Below are 13,714 nucleotides of genomic sequence, written 5' to 3'. Positions count from 1 at the left end.
TTATCCCTCATGTTGTAATTGGCGACTTAAGGCATGCAGAGCGTATTTAATCTCTTCATTTTGATTGTCTTTGATCAGTTCTATCATGCTAGGCTGAGCCAAGTATTCGTTGCCCATAATCGCCGCGATGGCCGCGCTCATCACACGATACGTTAAGGTTTGCTCAGCAGCAGAGAGAAACGGTGTGAGCATGGAAGCGATATCACGCCCTTGCGTAAGATGCTGGTCCATTGCCTTGGGGAAATGCTGCCATAACCAAGATTCAAGGTTAGCTTTTAACAAAGGTAAGTTCTCTTGTTTATCAAGATGATGCGCTTTTATTACCCACCAAGAGCCTTGTTGAGCATTAAATGGCGCGTGCGAGGTGTTGTCAAACGTGACTAAGTGGCCTTGATCACGATCGTGGCCTTGATCACGATCGTGGCCTTGGTCTCCATTATCTAATGCAGCCAATTGATTGATATTACCCAAAAACTGGTTCACTTCTGATTGGTCCATTCGCGCTAACATAGCAATAATGACCGACCTATCGTAAAAGCGAAACATCACTTCCTCGCCCTCCAATCCGGCAATTAATAAACTGCGAAGATGCTGCAAAACTTCATCACCCACGGCATGGCTGGACAGCCCAATACCCTGTTCAAGTAACGCTTCAGGGAGCGACAATATCGATTCAGAAACAGGGATTAACCATGGAGAGAATGGCATCACCTCAGTAAACATTGCACCATAAAACAGAGGCACGGCTTCTTCAAATCCAAAGCCCCCATTTTGCTGTAAGGCCTGCTTGTGAAGCTTGCGATCAACTAACCAATAGCGATGATTTTGCTGCTGTTGAAACCAAGAGAGGATCATGACGGTTTCCCCTGCGTAGAGCATAATCTTACGGCTGGCATATGGGCTTGCTCTGCGTTTAATAACGCTTGGTAAGAAATGGTTCGAAGAGCGGCTGGCATGGTTTGGTCCTTTTTTTTCGTGAATCGCATCGCATAATGTAATGCCTCACTAAGCAAAAGCAATGCCAGTGTTAAATTATTATATTTCAATAGGTTAACTTTGGCTTTTTGACTGATTGAGCAATAAATTGCTCCACTGGGCAAAAACTTGCTTAACCAAGCACGATCTGACCGAATTTTTGCTCGGTTCAGTGCTCTCTCACCGACAAGAGATGTAACTGCACAAGCGTCGTCAATCCTAAGCCATCTCACCATTGACAGAACACGTAAAGTTCACCGCACAGCTTAGATTCCAGCCTCGCCAATTAAATGTTAACATCATCACATCTAAAACTGCGGTGGTTATCAGTAAACCTTGTTGATGATTCTCATAAACATCAATAAAAACTCTCTTCCTCCACCAGCAGAATTTTTACATTAAAAGGCAGTTTTCAAATGGTTAACAACACAATTCAATGGTTTCCGGGACACATGCATAAAGCACGTAAGGAGATCGAAGAGGTCATTCCGCAAGTTGATGTGATTATCGAAGTGTTGGACGCTCGTATCCCGTTTAGCAGCGAGAATCCACTTATCTCCCATTTGCGTGGTAATAAACCGTGTGTGAAGGTACTCAATAAACGTGACCTAGCAGACCCTGAAATGACGCAATTGTGGATCGACCATTTTGAGAAAGAACAAGGGGTGAAAGCAATGGCGGTAACCACGTCTAACCCTCAAGAAGTGCATAAAATCATGGAACTTTGCCGTAAGTTGGCACCACATCGTGAAGAAGTGGGGAAAAATATTCGCACCATGATCATGGGTATCCCGAACGTAGGTAAATCAACCATCATCAATACGTTAGCCGGTCGCGCTGTGGCTCAAACAGGTAACCAACCCGCCGTTACTCGCCGCCAACAACGTATCAATTTGCAAAATGGCATTGTGCTGTCCGATACTCCGGGAATTTTATGGCCTAAAGTGGAAAACCCACACAGTGGTTTTCGCCTAGCCGCAACGGGGGCAGTAAAAGATACTGCAATGGAATATGAGGATGTAGCCTTTTATACTGTTGAGTATTTAGCGCAAGCTTATCCTGAGCGTTTGCAAGAGCGTTATCAAATCGATGAGCTACCTCAATCTGACGTGGAATGGATGGAAGAAATTGGCCGCAAACGTGGTGCTCTGCGCCCCGGTGGCCGTATTGATCTGCACAAAGCTTCGGAAATCCTACTGCATGAATTGCGCCAAGGTATTCTCGGCCAAATTACTCTTGAACGCCCTGAAATGATCACCAAAGAGTTAGTGGAAGTGGAAGAACGAGCGGCCAGAGAAGCCGAGGAAAAAGCAGCCAAAAAAGTAGAGCGTCGTAAACGTTATTTGCGTAATAAACGCTAAATTCCTCTCGGATACCTTCTACGCTACACCTCATTTCTACTATTACCATCAGGGCGGTCAATGATCGCCCTTTTCATCAGAACAGACAACTGCATGCTGTTTGCTATTTCTAGCTGACATTATCATGACAAATCAATACAGGTTTTTATGCGCTACTTCTATAGCATGAAGGAACCTTCTGATGACACTCAAGTCATACCACCATTGTTTATTTTCTCCTTAGATATGGAATTGTTCATGAAAAAGCGTTGGGCCATCGCGGTAATTAGCGCCGCCTTAATCAGCGGGGGCTATTACCTAACTACTAATAGCAATGAATCTCTCTCGGCTTTCCCCACTCTGACGGTCGAACAGGGAAATATTGCCAAACAGGCAATCGCTGTTGGCCAAATCGTGCCAGCTCACTCGGTATCTATAAAATCGCAAATTGAGGGGATTGTCGGTGAAATTTATCATCGGGTCGGTGAACAAGTTACCTTGGGCACGCCTTTGATCAAAGTGCGTCCAAATCCAACACCGCAAGCGTTAACCGACGCAACCACCGCTTTAATGCAAAGTGAGGCGAGCTTAGATTCCGCCAAACAGACGCTGGCAAACTTGCAGCAGTTAGTTGAACAAAAGATTGTGCCGGAAAACTACGGTGAGCTAATCCAAGCAAAATCAGAGCTGAAATCAAAACAAGCCGAAGTGCAACAAAAAAGGCAGAACCTTGAGCTGATCCGCAGCGGTGAAGCATCGGTTGGCGATTCGAAACTCACGTCCACACTCGTCGCCCCCATTGATGGCACCATTTTAAACTTAAAAGTGGAAGTGGGAGAGCCGATCATCTCCACGGCCTCAAGCCAAGCGGCGACTGAAATGATGTCGATTGCCGATATGAATGACATGATTTTCAAAGGCAGTGTCAGTGAACATGATGCGGCACAACTCGCCGCAGGGATGGCCGTCAACTTAACGTTAGCACCGTATCCAGAAGCAGAAATCAGCGGCGTATTAAGCAAAGTTGCGGTTCAATCTGATAAGTTGAATAACCCTAGTGATACTAAAACGACTAGCTTTGATAATGGATTTGAAGTGGAGATTAACCAGATTCGCTTTCCTGACAATATGGTGATTCGCTCGGGCTTTTCTGCTACCGCACAGATCACATTAAAGAGCGTGGAAAACGTCATCACCATTCCAGAACGCGCATTACGATTTAGCGGTGAAAAACCTGAAGTCTTGATCCCAGATCAGTCAGAACAAGGTTACCAAGTGCGCGCCGTAACCTTAGGTTTGTCCGATGGCATTAATGTGGAAGTGATTGCGGGTTTATCAGCGGACGATGTGATCATCGACAACAGTTTATTCGGAGGCAAAGATGACCACTAAGCGCCCTTTTCAACGTAATGCGCTAGCAGCCGCGCTAATGACGTTCTGTGGCGCGGTGATTTTTTCAGCTCACGCCATCACTATTGAACAAGCTTGGCAAGCCGCCAAAGCTTTTGACCCTACTTATTCACAAGCACAGATCCAATCTCAAATCAGTGAAACAGAGGTCCGAAGTACCAAAAGTGCCTTGCTGCCTTCTTTTAGCCTCAGCGCGGATACCTCATGGGATGACGATGGCAACAACACTAAAGGCTATAGTGCCACATTAAGCCAAACCATTTGGGATAGCGCTAATTGGGCACAGCTCGACCAATCTCAAGCAAGCTATGTGGCATCACAATTAAAAGTGAAGACTGCACATAATGAGCTGGCTGCAACATTACTGTATGCCTATCTCGATCTCGCCAGCGCACAAGGCGATCTACAACTTGCTGAGCAAAAGTTCGTAGAAGGTGCAAAACTGCTGAAGATTACCGAGCAGCGCTACAAAGCAGGAAAAATTCGATCAACGGCATTGGAAGACATGCGTGCTAACCACGTCGATGAGCAAGCCGATATACTCAGTGCGCAAGCTGCTCTAGAAGAGAAAAAGTCAGCCCTTATCGCGCTCATCAATCAAGACCCACAGCACATTGACCAAATTAAAACGACCGACCTCATTGAACCGCCAATGCAGGTCAGCAGCGAAACTGAATGGTTAAAGCTTGCGCAGAATAACAGCCCTGAGTTATTGGCTGCCCAGCAGGAAGTCGCCGCTTCTGAATTTGGCCGAGATGCAGCCAAAGCCAAATATTATCCCACCTTATCTGGCAGTGTTTCTTACCAAGACAATGATCAGGGTCGAGATGGGGATCTCAGTACAGGTTTAAGCTTAAAAATTCCGTTGGATTTGAATGGTTCCACGCGCGCCACGGTCGATCAGGCTGCGCTGCAAGTCTTAAGCGCCAAGCAAGTACTGCGCAAGGTAGATATCGAGATTAAACGCAAAATTCAAAGTGGCTTTAACCAAATCCATCTGGATTGGCGACAAGTGGAGATGGCTCAGTTACAAGTCCGCTCACGAGAGCAAGCTTTAAAAAGTAAACAAACCGTTTATGAGTCAGGAATGACTGAAGCTTCTGATTTGATTGACGCCCATAACGCTCTGTTTAACAGTAAAAACAGTCTACAACGGCGATTGTACCAATATTGGAAGCAGCGGATTGGCCTGCTGCAAGCTGCTGGGCAGTTAGATGATGACGTGATCGCTTCGCTCTCTCAGGCTCTGCACTCATGATCTCAAGCCTACAGCAAGTCGTGCAAACGCTGCTTGCCCATCGGCTACGCAGCGCCCTCGCGGTCATTGCTATCGTTTGGGGTATTGTTTCTGTTTTAGTGCTCGTTGCCTTAGGTGAAGGATTTTATCGCGTCAATACACAATCTTTCGCGCTGTTAATGAGCGATACACAAATGGCTTTCCCCAGCCAAACCACCAAACCTTGGCAAGGGCTTGCAGCAAGACGAGCGATTACCCTTTTAGAGCCGGAAATGCGCGCTTTGGCACAGCACCCAAACATCAGCGCATTATCAGTTATCTACGGAAAATGGGATGCTAAAGTGACGAATGTAAAAGGCCGAATGCTTCCCGGTTATGTCAGCGGGATCGACTCTCAATTTTTAGCATTGCGCAACTTGCAACTGACCGCGGGGTCACGCGGCATTCACGCCAGCGATCAGCAAAACCATTCCCGAATTGCGGTGGTTGGTTGGCAGTTGGCACAAGTTGGTCAGCTATCTATTGGTGATACGATCAAAGTCAATACCATTCCCTTCTCGGTTGTCGGCATTACTCAGCAGCAAGAAGGGGGCATTTCTATAAACAATGAAAACAGCCAAGTGATGATCCCAAGCAGCGCTTTTACTGATCTTTGGCAAAGTGAGCCTGAATTTTTCCTTGTGCAGCCCGCCGCAGGGATACCAGCAGCGGTATTGCGCATGAACATCCTCTCTTTCTTCGCCAAACAGAAACATTTTGATCCGAGCGATACTGAGGCCATAAACCTACCTGACTTCAGTAGCGGCGCTCAGTTTTTCAATGCCTTGTTTCGAGGTATACAGCTGTTCTTAGGGGCAAGTGGAGCGATGACGCTTGCGGTCGGCGCTTTGGGCGTCGCCAATATCATGTTCCTTTCTGTCACGGAAAGAACGCGGGAAATTGGTGTGCGTTTAGCCATTGGCGCAACACCGAAGATCATTTTGCGCCAGTTTATTTTAGAAGGTGGGTTGCTAGTGGCATTAGGTACAGTGATTGGAATGCTCCTCTCCTATCTGGTGGTGCTATTACTGAATTACATCGGCTTACCTGATTGGCTCGGCGAACCAGTCATCACTGTGCCGGCTCTAGGCTGGTCACTGCTCGTCACTACGTTGTTTGCACTGCTGGCCGCTTATTTCCCAGCAAAGCGTGCCGCCAATCTCACCCCCGTCATCGCCTTAAGTGCGAGGACTTAATAATGATGTTACCTATCAGGCAAATTTATCAAGAGATGGCGGCCGAAAAACTACGCTTGCTACTCACTATTTTAGCGGTGGCTTGGGGTACACTTTGCATCGCCACCATGCTCGCAACAGGCGAAGGATTACGCCAAGGGCTGACACGCTCATCACAAAGTGGCAATGGCAATTTACTCTATGTGACCGGGGGTTATGCCAGCCAGACCGCCGGACGCTTTTTTGAAGGGAAAGCCCTCTCTTTGCAAGCGGATGATGTTGAGCTTGTTCGCGCACTGCCCTTTATCCAACGCGCTGAAGTCAGCGCACAATGGGATAAACGCGTCAGCAATCAAGACAATGGCACCTGGCAGCGCCCACTAGCGGTTAACCCAGAATATCAGTCTTTAACTGGTATTGAGATAGCCAAAGGAGGGCGATGGATCAACCCGCTCGATAATCAACAGCAGCGTAAAGTGGTTGTACTCGGTTATAACGCCGCAGTGCAATTGTTCAATTCTGAGGATGGTTGGAGTTGGCTGGAACCCCAGACGCTGAGCATAAACCCTGTAGGTCAATTGATAAAAATAGGTGATGAAAACTTTACCGTTATCGGCGTGATAGCGCAGACAAGTGCAGAGGTAGAACAAGGAACCCCTATTGACTACGCGGTATTTGTGCCTTTTCGCACTTGGCAACGTTTTAACCCCAACGCAGCGATTGCAGCGATCAATGTGCAGCTCAATGCCACGGTTGATCGCGAAAAAGCCGCGCAAGTGATTAAGCAAGTGATCGCCAGAAAGTACGGTGCCAGTGCTTCAGACACGCAGCTCTTGCAAGTCGAAGACATGCTATTGAGGCAAAAAAGCATGCGCCGTTTCTTATTCGGTCTACAAGGCTTTTTGGGCATTATTGGGCTTATTACCCTCGGCGTAGCAGGCATTGGTATTGCCAATGTCATGTACGCCACGGTAAAACGATCCACGCGAGACATCGGTGTACGAATGGCCGTCGGAGCTACGCCAACCACTATCAAACTCCATTATTTAGTGCAAGCCTTGCTCACGATGTCACTTGGCGGTTTAGCTGGCTTAGGATCCACTTACGGGCTGATCACCTTATTAAGATACGCTCCCTTAGAAGGCAATATGCTGTTTGAGCAATTAGGGAAACCCTTACCCGAACTGTCGTTTTCGATTGTCTTTCTTGTGATCGCGGCGCTGGCGATTGTCGGTGTGATTGCCGCGTGGTTTCCCGCCAATCGCGCGGCTAGCATTACGCCATTAGAGGCATTACAAAGTGAATAAACAAAACTTACCGAACCTTGTTCAATTGACCAATATCAGCAAGCACTATCGCAGTGGTGAAGAGTTGGTCAAAGCGTTAGACGGTGTTTCGCTATCGATTCAAAAAGGCGAATTTCTCTCTATTCTAGGGCCATCAGGCTCGGGTAAATCAACCTTAATGAATATCCTCGGTTGCCTAGATGTTCCTACATCGGGTGAATATCAGTTGGACGATAAGGCGGTCGCCTCGCTCAGCAGCCATCAATTGGCTCATATTCGTAATCAAAAAATTGGCTTTGTTTTTCAAAGTTTCAACCTGCTCGAATACGCTAATGCTCTCGATAACGTCGCCCTACCCTTGGTCTATCGCGGAGTAAAATTAAAAGAGCGCCGAGCACGTGCAGCAACACTATTAGAAAAAGTGGGGCTTGGCGATCGCATGCAGCATAAACCCAACCAGCTCTCGGGGGGGCAAAAACAGCGGGTGGCGATTGCACGCGCGTTGGTCAATGATCCGCAAATTATTTTAGCCGACGAACCGACAGGTGCGTTAGATTCAAAATCGGGCGCTGAAATTGAAGCCCTGTTCAATGAGCTTCATCAAGAAGGACGAACGCTTATTGTCGTCACTCACGACCTAGCATTAGCGAAGCGAACTCACAGAATAGTGAATATCAAAGATGGGCAGATTTTATCTGATGAACGCGTTGATCACGCAACAAGGCAGCCATAAATAGCTCAACACATTGTGAGAAGTTATAAAGTGAACGAGAAAGACGAAGCCGTTCCAGTTCGCCTTTCTTAGTTCATTTTTTCTTTGTTCTTTCTTTGTTGGTTTTTCTTTGGATCCTATTGAGAGATACCCGCCAATTTCAACAATACCGCTTCGAGTTGATCCCATGGCATGAGCTGTGAGTCAATCACTTCTAAGCGTGATTCAAACCCTTCTAAGCTCATCTCATTCACTGAAACGACTCCTTGGTTGATGTTGAAGGCGTAGCATCCTTTATCGGTATTGACGACCGCCTTAACACGCTCAGCGGTCAGGGCACTCAGCATAGAAAAAAGCTCATCAAAATCAAAATGGTATTCAGCGCCGATTAACCAACCACAACTGAAATAACCTTGGCCCCGATTTTCTTTGCGCACAAACGCTTTACCCGGCTGTAACGCAAACTGTGGTTCTAACGAAGCATGATGATGGTGATGCGCTTCAATATGAGTAGAAGCTGCGCCGTGAAGACGTTCAATATCTAATAATTCTAAAGGCAACTCACCTTGCTTAGCTAACTTGCTAAAAATCTTCGCGGGTGATTGATCAGTCACCCAGTCATTAAACGCATCCACATCAGCACTAGTGCATTGATCCACTTTGTTGCCAATCACCACATCACCACTGGCCAATTGGTCATTAAAATTTTGGTTGGATGTGTATTTTTCATTACGCAAGTTGCGCGGATCCACTAAAGTGATCGTGGCTTTTAAATCGACATACGGTGCATATTGATCAGAAGTTAAAGTCGCCACCACTTGCTTAGGGTGTCCAAGCCCTGTTGGCTCAATTAATAGACGATCGGGTTTTTGCCTAAGTAAGGCGTTAATTCCAACAGACATAGGAACACCCGCAGTGCAGCACATACAGCCGCCCGGTACTTCTTTGATCAGCGCGCCTTGGTCAGACATCATCGCCCCATCAATACCAATTTCTCCAAACTCATTGACCAATACCGCCCACTTTTCATCAGCAGGTTTATTCTTCAATAAATTCAAAATGGCCGTCGTTTTTCCTACACCAAGAAAACCGGTAATAATGTTAGTTGGTACTTTTTTTGTCATGTCAGCACTCCTTTTGCGGCAGTATATACCGAAATAAGAAGCCAGTGCATGGTTTGCCAGTTAGACAGGCAACAATGAGCCGAGGTACATAAACGACAAAAGGCGCACTACGGTGAGCGCGCCTTTCCCCTCGTAACTCAATCGTGAGTTCGCGAATCGGGAGGACTATAGATGCAACCCGATCATAAACGAGGACATAGAATTGAAATATTGCTGATTCCATCCAAATTGTAGGTAAGGCTTGAATTCCTCCCTGTACGATATCTGAATCTGCCTTACGCTTTAACTATGGTTCATTTGGCTGGCTTAGCAAGGTTCAATCTCTGTTTTTTAACTCATTTTTAACTCAGATCTCGTTTTTAGTAGAGAATCTCTCCATCTTCCAGATATGGAAATCTACATTGCAGCTTTGACGCTATAGTTAATCACTTTGGCGCGTATAATTCTGTAACAAAATATGTTCACATTTTACCAATCGAGGCCCTTTTTTACATGACCAAAAGAGAGAGATTGAAACAGTCACTGCTTGCAACAGTTCCAAAAGATACGATTAACCAATTTCTCTCTAAGGACAAAACACCACTCTCAATCCTTTTTCTTTCGCTCATTGTCGGTATTCTTGCTGGGATTGTTGGTACTTACTTTGAAGCCGCTGTGCACCTGATTTCTGAAACACGCACCGAGTGGTTAAAAAGTGAGATTGGTAATATCTTACCCTTGTGGTTGGCCGCTTTTCTTATCAGTGCAGCGTTGGCGTTTATCGGTTATTTCCTTGTGCACCGGTTTGCGCCCGAAGCCGCCGGTTCTGGCATTCCTGAAATTGAAGGCGCGATGGATGGTATGCGCCCCGTTCGTTGGTGGCGAGTACTGCCTGTGAAGTTTTTTGGCGGTATGGGCGCGTTAGGTTCTGGGATGGTTTTAGGACGTGAAGGGCCTACGGTTCAAATGGGGGGAGCAATTGGCCGAATGGTGTCGGATATTTTCCGCATCAAAAATGATGATACCCGCCACTCACTCTTAGCGTCTGGTGCGGCTGGAGGCCTAGCTGCCGCATTTAATGCGCCGCTGGCGGGCATCATGTTCGTTATTGAAGAAATGCGCCCGCAGTTTCGTTATACCTTGATTTCAGTACGCGCCGTCATTGTCTCTGCGGTAGCGGCAAATATCGTCTTTCGCGTGATTAATGGCCAACATGCTGTGATCCAAATGCCGCAATATCAAGCTCCAGAGCTGGCTTCACTGTGGCTGTTTCTGCTACTTGGGGGACTGTTTGGTATTTTCGGTGTGCTATTCAACCGTTTAATCACACTATCACAAGATATTTTTGCCAGAATTCATCGCAATGATCGTAAGCGATATTTACTCACGGGTTCATTATTGGGAGGCTGTTTTGGCTTAACTTTATTGTATATTCCTGAATTGACTGGGGGTGGCATCTCACTGATCCCTAATATCACCAATGGTGACTACGGTGCCGCTATCTTGCTGCTTTTGTTCATTGGTCGTATTTTTACCACCTTGATCTGCTTTGGTTCTGGTGCTCCGGGCGGGATTTTTGCGCCAATGCTGGCATTAGGCACGCTGTTTGGCTACGCCTTTGGCCTGATTGCGCAAGAACTGTTACCACAATTAGCGATTGACCCAGGAATGTTCGCCATTGCAGGCATGGGTGCACTGTTTGCCGCAACGGTTCGCGCACCCATTACAGGTATTTTATTAGTTATTGAAATGACCAATAATTATTATTTAATTTTACCGCTGATTATTACTAGCCTTGGCGCGGTTATTTTCGCTCAATTACTTGGCGGCCAACCCATTTATAGTCAGTTGCTCCATCGCACCTTGAAAAACGCCAAGCTGCAACAACAAGATCTTCCACCAAAAGAGTAATCGTGAGACTCATGAATATTGACTCCGCTGCGAATTGTTATGTCTAAGTAACAAATTAGAAGGTGAGATGTTGCACCACAACTCGATAAACTTGATAATGCGCTCGTTTGCTTGCTGCTAGAAATACATTATTCATTTTCTAGAGCAAATGATGACATGGAGTTTATCGTTGAACTGGAAAAGGTTAATTCAAGTACAAAGCACACCGCCCTCTCAAGCGGCGCTAGCATTAGGTGTGATCAGCCTCGGGCATGCGTGGGCGCTTTATATTCCCTCGGTCGGTCTCATTATTCGCCCCTATTTGGCACTGCTCGGTGCATTATTACTGCTGCCTGTCTTGCTAAAATACCTCACCAGCTTCAAGACATTCATGGAGGACATTCGCCACCCTCTTTCAGGTAGCTTGATGGCTCCAATGAGCATGACTTTACTGATCTTAAGTGATTATCTCGCTTTAATTTCACCGCTCATTGCTTATCCTATTTGGTTTACCGCGCTCTTGCTGCACTTCACCATGATGCTGCTTTTCTTCAGTTTTCAGGCCATGAACTTTAAAATCAGCCATATTGTACCAAGCTGGTTTCTTTATCCGGTTGGGTTAATCAGTAGCTCGCTCGCTGGCACGCAATTTGGCCACACTGTCTTTTCAGAAACACTCGTCTCTGTCTGTATCGCTATCTATTTTTTTATGCTGCCGTTAGTGTTATATCGTTTGGTGTTTGCTGGAATATTACCTAAACGCGCACGCCCAACACTCGCGATTATGGCTGCACCTATTAACCTCACCCTCGCGACGTATTTGGTCAACTTCCCTCATCCTGATCCAATATTAACAGGCGCACTGGCTGGCATTGCCATCACCATGACACTGCTTATTTACCTTTGCTATATCCGTCTGCTCAGGCTCAAGTTTCAACCGTCTATTGCTGCTGTGACCTTCCCTTCTGTCATCAGTGCTATCGCCATGCATCGTTTAACCACCTTCTTTGAAGGACAGTACCCGCAATGGCACTGGTTACATCAATTTGGGTTATTTGAATTGACTATTGCTACTTTCTTAGTCATTTGGGTTTCTATTGGTTATATAAAAATGTATTGGCCTGAATTATTTGCTAATAAATAAAAACCTAATATTTATCTTTAATTAAAAATTAATTAGGGCTGGATAAGCCTAGGCAATGACGAACAATATAAAAGACACTATACCTTAATTTGCAATAGCAGCCAAAATAATAACAACTCACTCGTGACAATTTTAAATTAATATTCAATATATCCTTTGTCAGCTGGCATTTAATTAAAAACATATAAAGGATATAACCATGAATTCACGTAAGTGGAAACACGAACTACCGGCTTCTATACAATCTAGAATTGACTATTTTATCAATGATTTGATTAATGCAAATGCTAACGGAAAACACCTAGTCCTGGGGAAAAGGCCAACAAAAAACGATATAGTGTTACAAAGTAATGATTATTTAAGCTTGGCTGATCATCCATTAATTAAAGCACGGTTGAAAAACGCCATCGATAAAACACATGATAGTGTTTTTATGTCCGCTATTTTTCTACAAGATGAAGAGTCTAAACCTTCATTAGAAACGAAATTTGCAGAATTTGTAGGCTTTGATAGTTGCCTTCTTTCTCAATCAGGATGGAATGCTAATACTGCCTTGTTGCAAGCCGTGTGCGGGCCACAAAGTAACGTCTACATTGATTTTTTTGCTCACATGTCAATGTGGGAAGGTGCTCGTTACGCTAATGCCAATATTCACCCATTCATGCACAATAATTGTGATCATTTGCAAAAACTAATCGCTCGACACGGCCCAGGGCTCATTGTGGTTGATTCGATTTACAGCACTATAGGTACTATTGCACCACTCACCGATTTGGTCACTATCGCCAAAGAGTATGGATGCGCCATTTTAGTTGATGAGTCGCATTCACTTGGCACACATGGCGAAAAAGGTGCAGGACTTGTCAGTGAATTAGGGTTAACAGCAGAAGTTGACTTTATTACAGCTAGCCTTGCGAAAACGTTCGCGTATCGCGCTGGCGCTATTTGGGCGAATAATAATGTGAATCACTGTATCCCTTTTGTGGGTTATCCCGCTATTTTTAGTTCAACTATTTTGCCTTATGAAGTCGAAGCGTTAGAAGCGACATTGGACATTATCAAATCAGCCGATTCTAAAAGAACTCAGTTGCATCGCAATGCACACACACTGCGTCGTGGACTAAATAGTATAGGGCTAAGCGTACGAAGTGAGTCCCAAATCATAGCGCTAGAAACCGGAGATGAACGAAATACAGAAAAAGTTCGCGATTATTTAGAAGAGAATCAAATATTTGGTGCTGTTTTTTGCAGGCCTGCCACTTCAAAGAATAAAAACATTATTCGGCTTTCGTTAAATAGTAATGTCACTGACTCACAAATTGATACCATATTAACTGTGTGTGAAAGGGCCCAAAATGATAGCAGTCTCTATTTCAAGTAAGTCACGCATCGACATACTAAAC

The 13,714-nt window shown here is 45.5% G+C and carries 11 protein-coding genes; 9 read left to right on the top strand and 2 right to left on the bottom strand.

Annotated features, from left to right (window positions below):
• The gene (locus AACV20_RS00575) at window positions 1-879 is read right to left on the bottom strand and encodes a DUF4123 domain-containing protein (RefSeq protein ID WP_170907771.1); all 879 of its coding nucleotides are present in this window, start codon (window positions 877-879) and stop codon (window positions 1-3) included.
• Between the two features lie 512 nt (window positions 880-1,391).
• Between AACV20_RS00575 and ylqF the strand changes: the two genes are divergently transcribed.
• The 6 genes from ylqF (at window position 1,392) to AACV20_RS00545 (ending at window position 8,195) form a co-directional block, all read left to right on the top strand.
• Window positions 1,392-2,336: a ribosome biogenesis GTPase YlqF gene (gene ylqF, locus AACV20_RS00570; RefSeq protein WP_013868498.1), complete on the top strand. Its 945-nt coding sequence runs from the start codon at window positions 1,392-1,394 to the stop codon at window positions 2,334-2,336.
• A 225-nt stretch (window positions 2,337-2,561) separates the two neighbouring features.
• Entirely contained in the window at window positions 2,562-3,707 is a 1,146-nt protein-coding gene (locus AACV20_RS00565) for an efflux RND transporter periplasmic adaptor subunit (protein ID WP_013868497.1), read from the top strand.
• Window positions 3,697-4,983 carry a TolC family protein gene (locus AACV20_RS00560; RefSeq protein WP_170907770.1) on the top strand — a complete coding sequence of 429 codons (1,287 nt, stop codon included), beginning with the start codon at window positions 3,697-3,699 and terminating at the stop codon, window positions 4,981-4,983. Before AACV20_RS00565 ends, AACV20_RS00560 begins: the two co-directional genes overlap by 11 nt.
• Window positions 4,980-6,197, top strand: coding sequence for an ABC transporter permease (locus tag AACV20_RS00555; protein ID WP_170907769.1), 1,218 nt, complete (start codon window positions 4,980-4,982; stop codon window positions 6,195-6,197). Before AACV20_RS00560 ends, AACV20_RS00555 begins: the two co-directional genes overlap by 4 nt.
• A gap of 2 nt (window positions 6,198-6,199) precedes the next feature.
• A complete protein-coding gene (locus AACV20_RS00550) occupies window positions 6,200-7,483 on the top strand; it encodes an ABC transporter permease (protein WP_017046954.1) in 1,284 nt (427 codons plus the stop codon).
• Window positions 7,476-8,195, top strand: a complete 720-nt coding sequence (locus AACV20_RS00545; RefSeq protein WP_017045357.1) for an ABC transporter ATP-binding protein — start codon at window positions 7,476-7,478, stop codon at window positions 8,193-8,195. Before AACV20_RS00550 ends, AACV20_RS00545 begins: the two co-directional genes overlap by 8 nt.
• A gap of 116 nt (window positions 8,196-8,311) precedes the next feature.
• On the opposite strand, the gene AACV20_RS00540 is transcribed toward AACV20_RS00545, so the two are convergent.
• The gene (locus AACV20_RS00540; RefSeq protein WP_170907768.1) at window positions 8,312-9,298 is read right to left on the bottom strand and encodes a CobW family GTP-binding protein; all 987 of its coding nucleotides are present in this window, start codon (window positions 9,296-9,298) and stop codon (window positions 8,312-8,314) included.
• Window positions 9,299-9,790: 492 nt separating this feature from the next.
• Here AACV20_RS00540 and clcA point away from each other — a divergent pair, with 492 nt between their 5' ends.
• The 3 genes from clcA (at window position 9,791) to cqsA (ending at window position 13,692) form a co-directional block, all read left to right on the top strand.
• A complete protein-coding gene (gene clcA, locus AACV20_RS00535; RefSeq protein ID WP_170907767.1) occupies window positions 9,791-11,188 on the top strand; it encodes a H(+)/Cl(-) exchange transporter ClcA in 1,398 nt (465 codons plus the stop codon).
• Window positions 11,189-11,336: 148 nt separating this feature from the next.
• On the top strand, window positions 11,337-12,311 hold the full coding sequence (locus tag AACV20_RS00530) for a TDT family transporter (RefSeq protein ID WP_170907766.1): 975 nt from the start codon (window positions 11,337-11,339) through the stop codon (window positions 12,309-12,311).
• 199 nt (window positions 12,312-12,510) lie between these two features.
• Window positions 12,511-13,692 carry an alpha-hydroxyketone-type quorum-sensing autoinducer synthase gene (cqsA, locus tag AACV20_RS00525; RefSeq protein WP_017050024.1) on the top strand — a complete coding sequence of 394 codons (1,182 nt, stop codon included), beginning with the start codon at window positions 12,511-12,513 and terminating at the stop codon, window positions 13,690-13,692.
• Window positions 13,693-13,714: the final 22 nt, after the last annotated feature.

Origin of the sequence: Vibrio sp. B4-6, assembly GCF_963888245.1 — a bacterium.
GTDB classification, from domain to species: domain Bacteria; phylum Pseudomonadota; class Gammaproteobacteria; order Enterobacterales; family Vibrionaceae; genus Vibrio; species Vibrio anguillarum.
The sequence above is the reverse complement of the archived record's forward strand: the minus strand, read 5'-3'. Positions and strand labels throughout refer to the sequence as shown.

Bases quoted from the DNA above. Each gene is read 5' to 3' on its own strand.
- AACV20_RS00555 (WP_170907769.1), top strand. From the start codon at position 4,980: ATGATCTCAAGCCTACAGCAAGTCGTGCAAACGCTGCTTGCCCATCGG.
- AACV20_RS00550 (WP_017046954.1), top strand. From the start codon at position 6,200: ATGATGTTACCTATCAGGCAAATTTATCAAGAGATGGCGGCCGAAAAA.
- AACV20_RS00565 (WP_013868497.1), top strand. From the start codon at position 2,562: ATGGAATTGTTCATGAAAAAGCGTTGGGCCATCGCGGTAATTAGCGCC.
- cqsA (WP_017050024.1), top strand. From the start codon at position 12,511: ATGAATTCACGTAAGTGGAAACACGAACTACCGGCTTCTATACAATCT.
- AACV20_RS00560 (WP_170907770.1), top strand. From the start codon at position 3,697: ATGACCACTAAGCGCCCTTTTCAACGTAATGCGCTAGCAGCCGCGCTA.
- AACV20_RS00540 (WP_170907768.1), bottom strand. From the start codon at position 9,298: ATGACAAAAAAAGTACCAACTAACATTATTACCGGTTTTCTTGGTGTA.
- AACV20_RS00575 (WP_170907771.1), bottom strand. From the start codon at position 879: ATGCTCTACGCAGGGGAAACCGTCATGATCCTCTCTTGGTTTCAACAG.
- clcA (WP_170907767.1), top strand. From the start codon at position 9,791: ATGACCAAAAGAGAGAGATTGAAACAGTCACTGCTTGCAACAGTTCCA.
- AACV20_RS00530 (WP_170907766.1), top strand. From the start codon at position 11,337: ATGATGACATGGAGTTTATCGTTGAACTGGAAAAGGTTAATTCAAGTA.
- ylqF (WP_013868498.1), top strand. From the start codon at position 1,392: ATGGTTAACAACACAATTCAATGGTTTCCGGGACACATGCATAAAGCA.